Origin of the sequence: Bacillus cereus group sp. MYBK95-2 (assembly GCF_051915225.1) — a bacterium.
GTDB classification, from domain to species: domain Bacteria; phylum Bacillota; class Bacilli; order Bacillales; family Bacillaceae_G; genus Bacillus_A; species Bacillus_A cereus.
In genome coordinates, this window is sequence record NZ_JBQAEH010000003.1 from 89,482 (window position 1) to 108,431 (window position 18,950).

Consider the following 18,950-nt stretch of genomic DNA (forward strand, 5'->3'; position numbering starts at 1 on the left):
ATGGGGCGGATAATTCCGTCCCGTTTTTATGGCAAAAGTAATTTGTAATGGTTATAAAAGAAACATACTAAAGACAAAGTAGGTGAATGTATGAAAAAGGAATTAATTTTCCCTGTGCCTTATTCTGAGTTTGTCCGTAAGAAGGATGCACAGTATGACGGGGATCCCAATGGAGATTACGTCATGTCTGAAGATGTTAATGAACTTCAGGAATCTATTGAACGAATAGAACGTGTCATTAACTTTAAGGAACTAGGAAGCACAGTTTCAAATGAGCTTAATAAAAAAGTAGATAAGGCAACCATATCTGATTTTGGTAGCCCGTTATTCGTTGGTTATAGAGGTGCATCTATTAACACGTATGATTCTATCGAAAAACGAATCAATGCCTTTAGTTACATTCCCCATGTCATGATTAATAAAGAAGAATCTACTAACTTTAATTTCTTTGTAGATGAAATTAAGAAGAGTGGAACGCTGCTATATGGTATTATCAACTCTCCTAATGTTGTTTTAAATAACATTGAGGCTGCTATAACATGGTTCGAATCTAAAGGTTTTCATGGAGTGTTACTATCTAGTTTTGGATTTGAAAGCGGATGGAACAGATCGCAACAAAACCAAATTCTTCAATATATTCATGAAAGAGGAATGGCAGCAGTTATCACTGGTGAAATAGAAACCACATTATTTAATAAGCCTCATAAAAACAACCCTCAACAAGTAGACCTTAAAACATTAAAAGACGACATCTATCTGGCGCAGGATGTTTTTGTTTTAAATGGTGCTAAAAATAATTCCACGGTAATTCCTTCCGTTGTTTTCAATTTAAACAAAGCTCAAAAAGAAAGAGGAATTCAGATTTTCGTTGAAGATACAGCAGATGCAAGTAACGATAACAACAAGCTTTATCTATACGGGAAAATGTTATCTACACTGTACAACTTAGATGGATACAGTCTCGTTCCTCAGAGTCGATATGCTTTAAATGAAAAGGTAGAAAGATATCTTCATGGATTTGAGTTAGGGAAATGGAAAGCGCAGAATCCAGTCTACGTAGAAGAAGCAACTGCTACATCACGTTCTTTCTCTAAAGGAAGTCTTGTATTCGATAAAGTAAAAAACGAATGCTACATAAAAGGGGTAGGGTTAAATCCTTCAATCTACACATGGCAAGATAAACAAATCCCTGGTAGTGCAATTGATTTCGCAAGTGCCATTTATGGTTCTGAAGGTATTGAAACTCTTGTTGATGCAATTAATGACAATAATCATCTAATTCACTATTCGAAAATTGCTGGATTAACTGGAAGTGGTGCAACTCCGGATTCAATCAAGGATACTGTTATTAGGGCAATCAACAACTCACCTGCTGCTGTATCTAAGAATGGTCCTGGTGGTTATGATGCAATAGCAGGAAACGACTTTTTACATGGTGGCGTTATTGACTACATTGACGCAGGATCTATTAAATCAGGGGTACTGAACATTGAAGCAATCAAGACCAATATCATTGAAGCAATTAATGCTTATATTGGTACAGCTAAAATCAATACAGCTGTTATTGGTGAGTTATCTGCAGAGCACATTGCAGCAAATGTTATTGATGCAATCAATATTTATGCAAAGAACATATCTTCAGAGTCTGCACTAATTGACAATGCGGTTATCGGGGAGTTAAAAGCCGAGAACATTCAAGCGGCCGTGATTAAAGCTGTTAACTTATATGCAGGAGAGGCCGTAATTGATTCAGCAAAGATTGGCCAACTTGATGCAGACCATATTAAGGCAGCTGTAATTGAAGCAATTAACGCGTCTATTGAAACTGCGGTAATTGACTCTGCAAAGATTGGTACCTTAACTGCAAGTCATATTAAAGGTATGGTTGTTGAGGCTATTAACCTTTATGCAGGACAAGCAAAAATCGATGCTGCTCAAATTGGTGCCTTAAAAGCTGAAAACATTTCAGCCGGATTAATCGAAGCTTTAGAAATCTCAGCAGGTAGTGCGGACTTCGATAGATTACAAGCTTCTGTAATTGAAGCAATTAACGCAAGTATCAAACATGCTTTTATTGATGGAGCGATTATTGGTGAAGGTACAGTTGACTCTGCTCAAATTGCTGACGGTAGTATCACAGATGCAAAGATTGTTAGCTTAGTAGCTAATAAGATTGTTGCAGGTACTATTGATACTGGGCAAGTTACCCTACAAGGAACAAATGGTCATTTAAGAATTACAGGTAATAGATTACAAGTTTTTGATAATCAAGAAACACCTGTTGAGCGTGTATCTATTGGTGATGTTAATGCTGATGGATCCCTTTATGGGTTACGTGTTCGTGGTGCTGATGGAGTAACTGTTCTGTACGATGAAAAGGGTGTTTACTCAGAAGGTATTACAGACGGGGCCATTACGAATCCGAAAATCCAAAAAGGAGCAGTTGATGGTAAAAAGCATATTGCAGCCAATACAGTAACCGCTGATAAGTTGGTAGCGGAATCTATTACTGCAAGAGAGTTAGCAGCGAAATCTGTTAATGCTAATCACTTACAAGCAAACTCTATTGTTGCAGGTAGTGGAGTTATTGAGAAAGGTGCTATTGGTGAAGCTGAAATCGCACAAGCTAGTATCACAGATGCTCACATCAAAACGTTAAGTGCCAACAAAGTAACTGCTGGTTCTATTCAGATGACGAGTAGAAACTTAGTATCCAATGCAACATTTAGAAGAGGGACAATAGATTGGATTCTTGATTCAAACTTTAGCACTTATGAAGTAAGTGAAATTGTTCGTTTAAATACTACAAATAGTCTTCACTTATTTACCACTGGAAAACCTCTGCAAAATTCAAGTGCATATTCTAAGTTTATTCCCGCAAGTGTAGGAGAAAACTACTCTGCTTCTGTATATGTCCTCACAAAAAACCTCTCCGCTTATGATGGTGGACATCCTAGAGTGGAAGTCGAATACCACAACGACTCAGCTCGTATCACATCAAAAATCACCACATCTATATTAACAGGAAATGATATATGGCAACGTATTAGTGTTACAGAAACTGCTCCTGCAGGAACGACAAGAGTTCGTTTACGAATCTATCATCCTAAAAACGGAGATTCTTATTTCTGTAGACCAATGCTCCAAAAAGGAAACATCGTAACTGAGTGGACTGGTGACGGTTCATTTATGACTGAAGATGGTTTCTATACAGGAGAATTACATGCGGAACAGATAACTACTGGAAGGATCAAAGCTGGTATGGTTCAGATTGGACCAGGTACACAGTTTGAACCAGGTTATAGCCCCGGTGAGCTTCTTCAAGAAATAGAAAAACGAACTCCTTATCGTGTAGAAATAATAAGTACAAATGGAATGTTCTTTAAACAAGGTGTTGTTTCAACGACATTAAAGGCTCAGGTGTACAAAGGTTCTACTGACGTAACAAGCCAATTACAAAACAATCAGTTTCTATGGAGAAGAGTAGATAAAGATGGTAATGAGGATATTCCTTGGAATCAAGCACATGCAGGATTAAAAGAAGTGCCAATTACCAGACAGGATTTAAAACAAAGAGCAACATTTCTATGTGAGATTATTAATAATTAGGTGTTGCGATTCCATAATGTAATAGATTACTTTGATTGGGTAAAACAAAGTAGTCTATTACTTTTTTTAATAAAACATAAAACAGAAAGAAGGGAAGAATATGGAAGTATTAGCAACTGGGCACATATCACTTGTTGATATTAACGATGCGATTGTATCAGATGTACCGCCCGCTGACCCTTCATTAGGAGCACTTTGGATTGACACAACTAAAGATCCTAATACATTAAGTAGTTGGGACGGGACTAATTGGGTTGAACAATCATTATCTATTTCCTCATTAGATCCATCATTTTATCAAGACGTAGAAAAACTAAAAGATTTTGCTGATAAAGCAGGAAGTGACGGTATCATTTCTTCAGGCGAAAAAGCAAATATTAAATTAATTCTAATGGAAATCACAGGTGATGTTCTTTCTGGACAAACTCTTCCTACTCTTGAAACGATTGATAAGGCAAAGGGTGGACAAGTTTATTTAGCAAGAGCAGAAGCTAGAGCTTCAGGTATTCCAATAACTCATGCGGATTATACAGCTTTTGAAACAGCCTACATTGATTTAAAAACATATTTAGAGTCATTAACTCCGAGACCTTGGTTAACAGGGGATACAACAATTGATCCTGTTACATGGACAGCTAAATGGGATGCTTATTATGAAAAGCTTTCAAGATTAGCAGTTGCAACATCTACATATCTAGCAAATAGTATTAGACCAGGAGAAGACTACAACGGTGTTACTATCAATACTGATAAAGGTATTGTCGTTTTAAGAGGTGATGGTCTTTTTAGAACAATCCTGAATGCAACTGAAGGTATTTCTATTGAGAAGAACCATGCAGGTACATGGAACAAGATGTTCTATACAAACCTAGACGGTAAAATCTATGCAAACGGATTAGTTATTAGTTCTGATTCTAAAATAGCCGGAACAGATGCAAGCACAATCAAAGATAATGCTGCAGCTGGTAAAGCAGGTATTGATGATCTAACAAATGACTTAAAGGTTACTCCGTCAGAGAAAACAACAATAAGTAGAGAATGGGAAGCCATTAAAGCAGAATACGCACAAGTTTTAGCACAAGCAACTGCTCTTGGTGTTACAACTTCTACTTATACGACATCTTATACAAACCTAGATGGCGTTACTCCGAAAATAGCAGCCGAAGTATTAGCTACTATGACAACCACTTATACATTCGCTTCCGCATCTGCGAGAGATGCATTTAGAACAAAGATAAGTGCTTATTTCAATGAATCTGAAAAAATCAAAAAAGCGATTAATGATGCGATTAATAAGTCAGCAAATAATGCTAATGACAAAATCGACAATCTGAAGATCGGTGGACGAAACATCGTTAGAAAGAAACAGGTAGTGCCTGTTAATACAGCAAGTTCTTCATACGATGAAGCCACAAATACTTGGACTTTGACTGCAAATAATGGTGCAGGTGGTGCATGGGGTGCAGGACTAAAAGTGAGTGGTGACACTACTATTGTTCCAATCGGAAGTTGGTTGACTCTTAGTTTCGAAGTGTATTCACCAATTGATATTACATGGAATAATGACACTAATAACTTTTTTGTTGGTACGTCAAACACTCCAAATGACAATGATGATGTTGCACTAAGAAAAAACTCAGGTCGAAACATTAAGGCGAATACATGGACTAAGTGCTGGTTCATGTGGAAAAACAAAGATTCAGCAACTAACGATTTATATGACAATTCTAATTTTGGTCTTGTTAATAACAGTGGAAGCCCTGTAACGTTCCAAATGAGAAATGTTAAAGGTGAATTAGGAAACAGTGTGACTGATTTTACATTTGCTCCTGAAGATGTCGATGAAAAGACTCAATCAATTATCGATAGCATCTCCGTTGGTGGAAACAACATTGTTCCAAACTCTTTATTTAAAACAAAAGGTTCATGGAGAGATTGGGGATCTTCTTCTGGGACAAGAACTGTAGGTGTACCTGTTGACTTAGCAGGTTTTACAACTGGATTCCAATTTGATTCAACAGTCACTGGAGACTATGGTTATGCGCTTGATAATGTTGCAGTAACTACTGGTGAGACATACACTGCTTCTGCTTGGTTTAAATTAACTAAAGACGGAATGGCAAGGGTACAAGAAGGGAACTCAGATGTTAAGTGGTCATATACAAACGGAACGAAGGAACTTAATACATGGTTCAGAGTAGTTCATACCTTTGTTGCAAAAGCTAATTCTATTAGTATTTATTTTGGTCAAGATAGTAAATATGCTGCTACAGCTGGCTTTGTAACTGGAGTTCAGTTAGAACGAGGGAACAAAGCGACAGATTGGAGTTTAGCAACTCAAGATATAAACGATTTAATTACTGGAATAAGAGTCGGCGGTAGCCAAATGCTGACTGGAACCGACTTCAAAGATGCTTCAGGTTGGAATCGTTGGGGAAGTATTGGGTCTATTGGTCATTATGCACAACCTCAATTACCAACAGGAAAAGCATTGTTTATGGATACACGAAACGGAACTACGCAATTGCCTGTTCCAATAGGTTCTAAAGTTGGTATGGCAAGTGACGGAAGAAAGTTCGCAGTTAAAAGTGGACGGGAATATACACTTTCTATGAATGTAGCAACAAGCGAATTAGGTGATGTACTGGATTACATGTACTTAATGTATACAGTAGCAGGTGGTAATCGTCGCTTAGGTGATATCAAGACAACTGACTTCCCTAAATTCGCACCAATCGCTGATGGAAGTTTAACGAATTATTATAGTGTTAGACTAACGTTCACAGCCGATCGAGACGACGATAACGCGTACATCTTAATTGCTGGTAGCACAAAACGAGAATTAACAGGTACTAATGGTTACGCATGGATTCGTGTTAACTCATTAAAAATCGAAGAAGGAAACGTAGCAACATCTTGGAGCTTGGCTCAGGCTGATATTGACAAGGTAATTGCAGATGCAGATAAGAAAGCAGACGATGCTAAGAATGTACTTGCTGAAATGACAAGTGATATGAAAATCACACCTTTAGAAAAACAAACTTTAAGCCGAGATTGGGAAGCTATTAAAGCTGAATACGCTCAAGTACTTCCGCAAGGTCAAGTAATCCCAAGTGTTTCTACAGCAGCATACACAACTGCTTACAATAACTTAGATAGTGTATCCCCGAAAATTGCCTCAGAAGTTTTAGCTAACATGAATACCACATACGCATTTGCTTCAGCTGCTGCTAGGAATCTGTTTAAAACACAGCTTAATAAGTATTTCGATGAAGCAGAGAAAGTAAAAAGAGCTATTGCAGAAACTACAAATGATTTAAATAGGGAGTTAGCTCAAGCCATTTCAACCGGAAGAATGATATATACCGATCCGATATTCAAAAACGGTATGAATAATGTTGTAGTCTACAACAATAATAGCGCTGGCGGAGCAGTTACAGTGACTAGAATCGCTGCACCAGTTGATGCACCAACAACCTCTTCTTCTGTATTAGAAATTAAAACAACAGGAGCAGCAGCTCCAAGTCATGGTGGATTCCAACAACTTATTAACTCAAGAGCAGGTGCGAAGTTCTTAGTACGAATTATTGCTAAGATACCAGTAGGATACACCCTAAATACAGCAACTAATTCAATGGGAACTGGATATACGGACAGAATCTTAACATCGAACAAAGGAACAGGTAAGTTTGAAGAGTATATTCGTCTTGTTACTTGTGGAACTACTGGGACTTTTTCAAGTGGAGGACACTTCTTTTTAGCAGGTGGAGCTACAGCTACACCAGAAGCGCCAGTAGTTTGGCAATTAGCTTATGCAACCGTGTTTGATGTGGGAGATGCAGACTACACTGTTACAGATAACAAAGGGAAATGGGACGATGCTGCGAATAATGCAAACAATGCATTAAAGCAAGGTTACGTAGTAAATAACCCAACATTCTCCGACTGGACAGGATCATTTCCTGCTGGACTTGGTTCATGGAGCAGTTCAACAGTTTCAAAAGAAACAACTCTAACAAGAACAGGAAGTGCAATGAGGTTTAATGTTGGAAGTGATACTGCACAAATAGGTGCAACTATACTTCCAAGCTTCTTCATAAATAATCTACCAAACCGGCAGCATTATGTTGTCGAATTAGATTTCATGTTGGTAAGTGGTGCAATAACTGGAGCTTGTGTACTGTTGGATTGGAGCGGGATGAATCCATACCGAACTACGATTCATCTTTCAGATATAGAGCCGAATCCGACTTTAGGTAAATGGTATACAGTTCGGGCAGTAATGAAAAGGCCGCATGATAATTTAACGGGATATAATACTATGCAAGGTTTCCTTCTTGCTAACTATTCAGGTTCAACAACAAACAAAGTTAAGAACATTATCTTTGATCGACTTGTTTTCAGGGAGCCTACTCAGCAAGAAATCGATGCTTACGAAATCACAACTATCGAAAATGGTGAAACAGTAATTGATGGAGGAAAACTTAAAACCAATTCTGTAAAAGCAGAGTCTGTAGATGCAAGACGCTTAAGAGTAACGAACAATAGCGGTACTGTTACATTAGAAATTACCGATGAAGGGGAAGTCACTGTTAACGGTAAAGTTTCTATTAATAGTAGTTCTATGTTTGCTCCAGGGTATGATCCATCAAAGAATGATGGTGGGCGAAATATCTTATTAAACTCTCGTTTTGCTACGGCAGATGCGACAAACTGGAACAACTGGGGATCTCCTTCTGTAAGACAAATCGAGGATATTACTGACTTGCCTGGTTTTGATAAAGCAGTTAAGTTTACAACGACAGCAAACAACCAAGGGCTGAATCAAACCGTTTCCGTTGTTACTGGCAATACTTATACAGTTTCCTGTTATGCTAAATCAGCATCTGGACAACCTGTTCTTCAAATATATGACGGTTCAGGTTATCCTTCTGTAACAATGAAATCAGAAAATGTTGGTAAGAATCAATGGGTTAAACTATTCTTTACTTTTGCTGCTAAATCTAGTAATGCACGTGTGGAAATCGGTAAAAGTGCTGGAGGTACGCTAGGAACTTATTGGTTTACTGGTATCAAAATAGAAGAGGGAGACAAAATAACAGGCTGGACTCCTGCTAATGAAGATACTGATGGATTAATAGGAAAAGTAGTAACTCCAAATGGAGACATTAAAGCACTTGATATTGCTTCTTCTATGTCTGTCACACCAGGAGCTATTGATGTAGTAAGTAAAAATATCAACTTAAAAGGTAAAGTAACCTTCTCTGATTTTGCTTCTGGATGGGCACTTGATTCAAAAGGAAACAAGATTAGTAACTCTGACCAACCGGGTTATGACCCTGCAAAGCCGCTTTATCTGGATATGGATGGGAACTACAGACCTTTATCAGATGAAAAGAATTTCATGTCGAACCTATTTACTAAAGACGACACAAATGGAGTTACGGTTATTGACGGTAACTACATTAAAACAGGAACAATTCAAGCAAAATACGCCAACTTTAGAGATGTCCAAGTATACAATGATTCAGGTCAACAGACCTTCCATATTGATAAAAATGGTAACCTATCTACATCTGGTACCTCTCAATCTATTGGATATGAAAGACAGAAAAAAGGTTGGAAGATTGATGCCGATGGTTCTGCTGAATTCAATGCTGCTACTTTCCGTGGAGATATTGAATTAGGGTACTACAATGCACCAACAGATTCTTTTATTGTTACTGGTGGATTATTAAGTAGTATTGGCGGAACTGGTAAAGATTTAAGGTTCTGGGCAGGCCCCAATAAATCTACTGCTCCATTCAAAGTATTCTCAGATGGTACTTTAGAAGCGACTAAAGGATACTTCACAGGAACATTCTCTGGTGAAGTAGTGGTAGGAAATATCTCAATTCAAGATAGTAATTTAATAAAAGGTGATGCAAAAATCATCCTTACTGATGATTCAAAGATTCAGAAAGTTGTTCTTGGAGAATCTGCAGTAGAATTAAATACAAAAACGACTTTCGGTAACTTCTTAACGATAGATATCACTAATCAAAAACTCGATTTCGGAGCGAACGATTTCGGAATTGATTACAAAAACAATACAATCAGAATGAAAAGCTTCTCATTAAAGGGAACGACAGCTTTAGAATTTGTATCAGATGGTTCATCTGGTGATGATTTCATATTTAAAAACGTAACTGGTGATACATCGGTTAGAGTAGATGGTAGTTTTATTGCTAGGGACGATATTGAGATTACGAACGTCTTACGTATGAAAAAGTCTACAGATTCCGGCAATAAGGGTATAGACTATGTATTCATTTAGTAGATAAATAAATTAAGAGAGGAGTAAAACATATGGAGTTATTTTCAGCATTGGCGTCGGGTTCATACCCGACCATGCTTTATACAGTTTATGCAGAACAGACAAGTCGTTCTGCAAATTCAGTTACATATAGCGTTACATGTTGGGCTAGGTTAGATAACCAAACTTACGATTATTTTAACGCACTTGTTTATCCCAAGATTAATATAGGTGGTACTACTGCTTCTTTTGCTGCTTTAGGTAAATTCCCAAAAGGGGCAGGAGCTAAATTTAGCACAATCAGCGTAACTGTATCTGGAATATCAGCGGCAACATCTAGCTTGTCATACACATTCTCAGCAACGTCACAACTTGGTGGAACATCAAGTAGTACAACAGGTTATGTCGGAGGTAAATCAGGAACCGTACCTGTTTCCGTTTATGCTACGACTCCCTCATTAGGTGGCTCTGTTACCATTAGGGATGGTTCAACAGTGGTTTCTTCTTATTATAGAGAAAATCTTGGGACAGGCTCTTTTAATATTAGCTGGCCAAGCGCATCAGGTGCAAACGGAAATCTTGTTTATGAGCTACAAAGAAGTATTAATGGTCAAAACTGGACCATCGTAAATAGTGCTATAAGTGGTACGTCTATTAATGATGCTCCAGGAGCAGGTGCAAACTCGGTTCGATATGCTGTGCTGGCAAAGAACCGTGTAGGAACAGACGAAATGATGTCTGGGTTTATTTACTCTCCAACAGTAAATAAAAATGAATTAAAATCACCGTCATTAACTTCTAGTGCTAATGTTACTTACAATACAAGAACTTTTGTTGTAACACTTGGAGCTGCTTCTGACAATTTGGGTTCTTCAATAAGTTACACCATTAGTGGGATATCAAGTAAATACACAACTATTAATGGAACTACTAGTGTTTCTCCAGGGAACATTACAATCAATGCAAACAATGGTACGGGCGGTACTTATATGACGCTAGACAATCTAAAGGCCGCAGCACTAAATGGGGCTGCCCATTCAGATACAAACCCCTACAAAGGAACCATTGATTTACAGGTAACTGCTACAAATGGTAAAGGCTCATCGAGAACTGAAACAGTAGCTATTCCACTCAATTTAGGAATAGACGCTCCTGTAAATGGAACTCCTAGTGTATCTATAGCAGCCACTTCTTACTACTCAATAAATTCAGTAAACTATATCTTCCCTGAATATAAACCACTTTCACTTTCGATTGCCGGCTCAATCAAGGACATGCTTGGCCGAAATTGTAGCTATGACATAATAATGGAAGAAGGAGAAGCATTATGGGTTCTTAAAAATACAGGTATTGTTACTGCCGCAACTACAGCAACTCTCAACCACACTGAAGTCGGTTTATTAACTAGTAAGAAAAATGTTTCCTTCTTTATAGAAGCTAAAACAATAGGTAACGCATCGAAACTTTCTGCAAAAACCCAAAAAGTAGATCTTCACTACTACAAAAAGCCAAGTGTTACTTCAAGTGAACTATCTCGTATAGTTGGTAAAGCAACCTTCAAAGTTAGTATTACTCCTAATACTTCATTAGCAGGAGCTACAAATACCTCAACAATGCCATCAGGATATACAAAAGGAACTTCAACTATAACTTCCGGAACAGAGTCTTACACAGTAACAAGTAGTACAACTCTTGCTGATTCGTATACTGCGACAATTTCTGTTGTAGTTCGTGATTCAATAGGTTACATATTAAATGGTTCAAATGATGTTACCCTAAAAGTTACTATTCCTACATTTACACCTGCATTATCTATCCGTCAAAGAGGGGTAGGTATTAATGGTTTTGCAGGAACTACGGAAAAACTTTATGTTGGTGGTAATGTAAAAATTACTGGAAACTTAATTGTTGGTGGAATAATTGACATGGGTAATACGAACATCGAAAACGTAAACCATATTACAATCACTGATCCAGGTGGTGGAGAAGGGATAGAATGGAAAGACCCTACAAACAATTGGAAAATTGTAGTTTCACCAGATAATCTTTCAAACGCTACAGGGGATTTACAGTTCGCTCGAAATGGTGCAAGAAGAGCTACGGTAAGAGCAAACGGTGAAGTTGCTGCAACAGGTGGTTTTGCTGCAACTAACCCTGGTAATACCGCAGCATCAATCTCATTAAACTTCCTTAATAATATCGCAAGACTTCGTACTGGTGGAACAGGTGCTGGCGCAGATAATGGATTGGAAATTCACGGAACTGGTGATGTTGTTAGGTGGAAAGTAGACGGTGCTGGTAACGTAACAAACTATGGAAACCTTAATGTTGCTGGAGGTAGAGGAATTTACTTCTTAAACGCATCAGGAATGATGATGGATTCATTTGGGAACATCAAGGTTAGAGATGCAGCTACACATTCAACCGATGCTTCCTGGAGTGTGAGCGATAAAAATGGTTCTATTCCTTTAATAGTTTGGACTGGTGCGAATGGTGGTGGATACACGGAAGCAACAAGTAGGCCATTTACACAAGTTACAGCATTCACGAATGGTTGGCAGGATTACGGTGCCTTTGGTCCGGTTGCTTATACAAAAGACGTTGCAGGATTTGTTGTGTTACAGGGATTGTTAAGAGGTAATAGCGGTACTACTGGGTCTGCATTTCAATTGCCTACTGGATTTAGACCAAAAACAACACTTATCTTTAATGCTATTAATGGTGTTAATGGTAACTCCCGTCTTGATATAAATGCAGATGGAACTGTTGTAATGCAGGGTGGCGCTCATGAGTTCTGTTCTCTAAATGGAGTTAGGTTTCTAGCTCGACAATAAAAGGGGGGTTGTTTATGGGAAGTTTAGAAAATATTGAAGTCGTAGGTGAAGTAGGAATTATAGGGGAGCCTATTATAGAAGAACCTGTTAATGATTTTCCACTTACCTCTATAGATATGGGATTACCATGTTGGGAAGTAGATGAGGAAGGTTATGTGATTGAGCACTACTTAATGTCAGAGGACAAAATAGAAAAAGCTTTATCTGCAGGAAGAAGAATTATTAAGTTTTGCTGGAAAGAAAGTTATTACAAACCCCGATTTGATGAAACTTTAAATGAGTGGGTTGAGGGTGCAGATATGGAAGTTGTTTTAAAGGATGTTAAGGCAGTTAAATTTAATCAACTAAATGATGCATGCAATAAAGATATCTTAGGCTACTTTGATGCTTCTGTTGGTTCAGAGACATATACATTCTCTTTTGATACAGAAGCACAGTCTAATTTCATTGGTAGTTTAGCATTATTTAATGAAGGTCTTATGACAGAAGTTGAGTGGACTGCATGGAAAGGTGATACACCCCATAGAGTTACTTTAAATAGAGAGCAGTTTATGAGTGTTGCATTTGTAGCGTACCAAGAAAAGGATGCGAAAATATCTAAACTAAGAAATGTACTTCAGCCACGAATAGAGGCATGTACAACTATTGAAGAAGTAAATGCTATTCAGTGGGACGAAAAACCAACACAACTAGCTTGATATTTTAATAAGTAGTCCTTATGATTTGTTCAGAAAATAATATGTTCCAAATATTCAATAGGAGGAAAGACAAAATGAATCAACAAGGGAATACAACAAATTTAGATGTAAATCTACTAATCAAAGAATATGAAGCAACAATTACTACGTTAATCAGTGAAAATGTTAAATACAAAACACTTCTAAAACAAAAAGCTATCGAAGAGCAGCAGCTTCAGGAAGAAATGATGCGACATGCAGCACCCCCTGCGCCACCTGCGGTTCCGACAAAAGAAATAGTAGAAGCTGAAGTCGTAGCATAACAATAACTTATATATTGACTGGTCATATACGAATGGTTACGTTCATGAGGGAGCAATAGCTCCCTCTTATTATATTTTGGAGGTGTTTCTGAATGACACAGGTACGAATCCGAATTCGTTCTATTACAACAGACGAAAAATCCCCTTGGGTTTATATTCAAGAAGAGACCAGACAGGAAACTCCAAAAGCAAATGCATTCCAAGTGAAAGCGGAATCTGTTATGAAACGAACCACTAAGACAAATCAATATGGACATTTTCATTACAGCGAAATGCAATATGGAAGAATTGAAGAAATCTTAGCTTCTGCTTTAGAGATAGGTAAATCTCCTATGAGAATAAGAAACGAAAAAGGAGAATGGATTTATATTCAACAAACAACCATCGATAGTGCTTGTCCTGCTATTCGGATACGAAATCGATATAGTGAACAGGCAGGTCCTTGGGTTTATATCCAACATAAGGAGGTGTAGGTATGGAATATTTGAATAATTATTTATCTGTTCTACCTAATTATGATCGTAAAGAAGTAGAGCAGCTATTACAAGAAAATATGGATTTGTTTGATGTAAAAGTCATAACAAAAGAAGAGTTCGAAGCACTTATTCAACAACTTGCAAATAGAAAAGAAAAGGTTACGACTCTTACGACAACGGGTGAAAAAGTAGATGCCGAACATTTTAACCAAATTCACTCGAATGTAGCTTTGGATTTAAAGAGACTTTATAACTCACATCTTATTATTGAGAAAGTAATTGCGAATTACGACAGAATTCTTCGAGGAACATTAGATGATGTAAAAAGAGAAGTGGACTCACTTTCTACTCGTGTTGAGGAATTAAACCTAAAAGCAAAAGGAGAAGATGGTTTAGTCGTAAAGACATACGGTTTTGAAGAAAAAGAAAAGAGTTTGTACATGGAAACAGATCATGATCAATATGCACATTTATTCTTAGACCGCGACGGTAAATCTTTACAAAGCGCATCATTGAATCGTAGTTTTCATCAACACTATTTATCACTACCTATCAGAGAAGTGGAGAACACAATGCAAAATTCAAATGGGGCGACAACTGCAAAGATTGAAGTTATGTATCAAGCACCAAATAGCATTTCAGATAAAAACCATCCATTGGAACATGCAATAGATGATTCACTTGAAACGTATTGGGCGCAAGCAGTTAAAACGAATGCACCTGCTTATACGGAAATAAAAAAACTATAGAAAGGAGGAAAGAGAATGCCTACTCCCATTTATATTGAACAACATTATTCATTATCCATATCTGAATTTGAAGGACTATGGGAAATGACATTTATGCACCCATACAATCGACAAGAGCATTTTAGTATCTATCTAGTTGCTCCTAATAGTGATTATGAACATGCTGAACTTGATGATCGCCCGATTGTAGAAGCTGGACCAAGATTAACGGAAGTATTAAAACGATTACTTTATAAAATCGAATACTATCCTTATTCTTGGGAATTCGCGGGAAAGAAAATTGTTTCATATGGGTATGATTTTGAAACAGACTTTACAGGTACTAGTTTGACCTATATTGATTTAACGGAAATCGCCCTTAAAGAAGTAAATGAGTTTTATAATTTCTTCTCCGCGTTAGAAACAGATGTAGTAGATGAAACAGAAAAGGTCAGCGGAAAAGGTGTTATGGCCAAGCTGAAAATCACGTTAGACAAGCCTAAAACCGTAAATCATTTGTTCATTGATTTCTTTACAGAGTATCCAATCGAGTTACTTTCATTGATGTATCAAGTTGACCAGAATGAAGAATCGACTACTTACGAAATTCCTCTTTCAAGAGCAGTTCAAACAAATGAATCGATCTATCTCCATTTCTCTCCTGTATTTGCAAAGACATTCTATTTAATCATTAAGCAAGAGTCTTACACATTACTAGACCAAACAATGAAGGAAGAAGAAGTAATGAAAGCAGAGCTATGGGATCAAGCTTCAACAAGAAGCCAATCTATTTATGAGTCTGCAGTTGGAGAATATGTAGACCAATTATTCTCTTCTAAATCTGGTATTCAGCTGCATCAAGAAATCTTAGATAGTTACCAAAACATTAATGTAAGTCACTCATCTATTTCATCGGACCCTATGAATTTATACCGTAGTGATTTTGAACAAGCAAAAAAATCTTTAGATAGCCAACAACGATAGAAAGGAGGATTTAGATGGTTAACAGTTTTGAAAGTGCAAGTAAACCAAAAACAACTTTACTACAAAGTCAAAGTACTACAAGTAGCACAACACCTGGACCGCTTCCTCCAATCGTAGAAGGGATTGGTTCAAGTAATCGTACAAATAGTTCAACAGAATATGTTTACCAGTATGGAATAAAGAACATTCAATTAAATCATTCTCTGTATGAACAAGCTGGAATTTTTGTTACAAAACCAATTGAAGTAGAGGGGAATATTGTAGAGGTTTCATTATCTACCTTTGAAGACCATCCGCTGTTTAATGAGCTAAATGGGATGGCAACAGATCGAGTCACTTCTATTGAATACTACATCTCATTAGAAGAAAATCCTTCACTTAATGATTGGGTTTCAATCCTTCCTGAAGGTACAAGGAATGTGAAGTGTGAAAAGCTATTCTTCCGTGGCTCAAGTGCGGGACTTCGATTCCATGCAAACATTAGTGATGAAGATAATACAAGAGTATACCGCAATAATATTTTAATGAATAGGAGTGACTGGTACTTTACAGAAAGAGGAGCTGCTATTCAGTTGGCTGTGCCTCATGATAATAGTTCAATTTACACTATTGATTATGTACCAAACGCAAACCTATTTGACCCCTGGACAGTTAAGGTAGGAGATCGATTTTCTAAAAGGGTTCGTAAAGTGGAGTCTTTCCCAAATGGAACTGATTATAACAATACAATTAAGCTGTCTAAGTATCCATATGTTGATTATAAACAAGTGAACAGTGAAGAGAGTTATGATCCGAATACAAGTGATTACAGACCAATTGATGTATTTTTAACGAATGGTTCAATTGTAGTAGAAGGGGGAAAGACACAAAAAGAGTTCTTCCCAATCTCTTATTCAAGCAAAAATGAATTTACAACAAAAAACCTTACAGATTATAAAACTAACAAAGATGTGTTTTTAAATAAGTACAGCATTGTTCCGGATTCTGTTTACAATACATTTGAGTATAAGCAAGAGAAGAATAAACTTATTTTTACAGAAAGCTTTAATCGATCGGACCTTTATTATAATGAAGCAACAAATCATGGTAATGCTACAGTGGTTGTACACTACGATTACTTAGTGACAAACTTTCGATTAAAAGTTATTTTGCGTAAAAACGTTGGTGATGAACTAGTAGTAACGCCAATGGTCGATAGTTACCAATTAAAATTTAAAGTCATGAAGTAGGGAGGTGCAAGAATGAATGCCCCTGTTATTGAATCTAAAATATTAGAGAAACAAAGAGAATATCTTTTGGAGCAAGCGAAAATACGATTAAGTAGTTCTGCTACAAAAGAAGAAGTATCTCAATTAGCAGATGAAATCTTTTACAGGTATCAATCTTGTATGGGTAAGCCTTTATTCCAGGCACGTAAAGTTGTGTATGGAGAACTACCTTTTCTTGAGGATTACTATGATAACAACAAGGAAATGGAGAAAGACTTAGGTATCTTATTCTCAGAACTAAATACCATTGCTACATACCTGGTAGATTATTTTAATTATTCTCAGAGTGAGAAAGATAGAATCTTATCTATCGTGCGCAGTATTAATGGGGTCGTATCAGACCTTCAAATGTTAACTGAAGAAACAACCCCTAACACGGTTTATTTAAAAGAATCGTTTACGAATTACGATAATGTGGATTCTGCTTTAACTCCAGTAGAGAACAGAAGCATGATTCATACACAAGAAGGCGTATTAACACTGCGTCGTACAAATGCTTTAAATAGAAGCATAGGAAGTAAAGTTCGAGCTATTCAAGGTAATGGAATTGCAGGAACTTATTTTCTATCTCGTAAAGTTCAATCAGATTCAGATTTCGAAAATTACCAGTATGTTTCTTCTCAAATTAAGAATGATGATCCAAAAGCATTAATCGACGGAAATCCGGATACTGTATTTGAATATGAAATGGTAAATATCCCAGAAAGTTATAAGAAACAATCATTCTATTACGACGTTGAATGGGCAAAGGGAAAGGAACATGGTGACTTACTACGTGTAAAGATTGTTGTTCAATTACCTAAGAACGAGACAATCAACTGGATTAATTTAAATCCTTATCATGCTGCAGGTAGCCCAGGTACAGTTAATGTATATTCTATTCGAACGTCTAATGACGGTATTGAATACCAAGGTCTTTTCGAAAAAGACCAATTTGTATTAAACCAAGAAATCAATAAAACACCTCAAAGCTATCGAGCTGAGGATTTATTCGATGGTAGTGAAAACTTTGCTAAAACAAAATTTTCTGGCCAAGGTGTTTGGAGCTTCCCATCAAGAGAAGCAAAATATATTGAATTCGTACTAGAACAACCAAATTCTTATAAAGAATTATTAGGACAAGAAGCATTCTATAGAAGAAAAAAAGATTCTACTTCATTTACACGTATTCGCAAACAGGAGGTGCCTAGTAACATTGTTGATGAAAAATACGGCATCCATACTATTAATAGCGACTATGAGATTAAAAAGGTATTAGAAGCTGTTGAAGGTTGGCGTTACGCTATAGGAGTTCGAGACATCGACATTATGAGTTTCGAATTCGCTGACACGAGTGAATATATTAGCAAACCATTTCTATTTGAAGATGGTATTAAGAAAGTACTTCTATATGCAAATGAAAAAGTTCCTGCTATATACAAAGAGAAGGTAAGTGAATCCAATGATTGGATTCAATACTTTGTTTCTTTCGATGATATAGACTGGCATAGAATCTCCCCACAACATCAGCAACCAGTAAACGATAAGTTCCCTGCAAAGGTGCTTTCAGTTAATGATAACGAATCTGATATTGAAAATGCGTTTGCTCTTTACAAACAAAACCTTCAATTAAAAGAACTTCCAAAGCAAGTAAGGTTAAAAATCATTATGAAGAGACCGGAGAAAACAACAGAAGATGAAATACCTCTTCTTCATACAACACCACTCGTTGAAGACTTCGCTTTAAAAATTCTTACCGAACAGAAAGGGGTGTAGG

The 18,950-nt window shown here is 37.0% G+C and carries 10 protein-coding genes; all 10 read left to right on the forward strand.

All coding sequences use genetic code 11. The features are described from left to right. The first annotated feature begins 90 nt into the window (after nt 1-90). Nucleotides 91-3,609 (forward strand): hypothetical protein, encoded by a 3,519-nt coding sequence (locus ACTFN4_RS11885; protein ID WP_025966516.1) that lies wholly within the window; start codon nt 91-93, stop codon nt 3,607-3,609. Between the two features lie 100 nt (nt 3,610-3,709). After that, nucleotides 3,710-9,925: a phage head spike fiber domain-containing protein gene (locus tag ACTFN4_RS11890; protein WP_439962333.1), complete on the forward strand. Its 6,216-nt coding sequence runs from the start codon at nt 3,710-3,712 to the stop codon at nt 9,923-9,925. A 32-nt stretch (nt 9,926-9,957) separates the two neighbouring features. After that, a complete protein-coding gene (locus tag ACTFN4_RS11895) occupies nt 9,958-12,738 on the forward strand; it encodes a beta strand repeat-containing protein (protein WP_439962334.1) in 2,781 nt (926 codons plus the stop codon). Nucleotides 12,739-12,752: 14 nt separating this feature from the next. Then, nucleotides 12,753-13,436: a DUF4376 domain-containing protein gene (locus tag ACTFN4_RS11900; protein WP_000535028.1), complete on the forward strand. Its 684-nt coding sequence runs from the start codon at nt 12,753-12,755 to the stop codon at nt 13,434-13,436. Nucleotides 13,437-13,510: 74 nt separating this feature from the next. Beyond that, a complete protein-coding gene (locus ACTFN4_RS11905) occupies nt 13,511-13,738 on the forward strand; it encodes a hypothetical protein (protein ID WP_001075732.1) in 228 nt (75 codons plus the stop codon). A 92-nt stretch (nt 13,739-13,830) separates the two neighbouring features. Further along, nucleotides 13,831-14,211: a hypothetical protein gene (locus ACTFN4_RS11910; RefSeq protein WP_439962335.1), complete on the forward strand. Its 381-nt coding sequence runs from the start codon at nt 13,831-13,833 to the stop codon at nt 14,209-14,211. 2 nt (nt 14,212-14,213) lie between these two features. Beyond that, nucleotides 14,214-14,963 (forward strand): hypothetical protein, encoded by a 750-nt coding sequence (locus ACTFN4_RS11915; RefSeq protein ID WP_000456148.1) that lies wholly within the window; start codon nt 14,214-14,216, stop codon nt 14,961-14,963. Nucleotides 14,964-14,978: 15 nt separating this feature from the next. Further along, nucleotides 14,979-15,926, forward strand: a complete 948-nt coding sequence (locus ACTFN4_RS11920; protein WP_001142990.1) for a hypothetical protein — start codon at nt 14,979-14,981, stop codon at nt 15,924-15,926. Nucleotides 15,927-15,940: 14 nt separating this feature from the next. After that, complete coding sequence (locus ACTFN4_RS11925) at nt 15,941-17,155, forward strand: hypothetical protein (RefSeq protein WP_136363569.1); 1,215 nt, start codon at nt 15,941-15,943, stop codon at nt 17,153-17,155. A gap of 12 nt (nt 17,156-17,167) precedes the next feature. Continuing rightward, complete coding sequence (locus ACTFN4_RS11930; protein ID WP_439962336.1) at nt 17,168-18,949, forward strand: hypothetical protein; 1,782 nt, start codon at nt 17,168-17,170, stop codon at nt 18,947-18,949. Nucleotide 18,950: the final 1 nt, after the last annotated feature.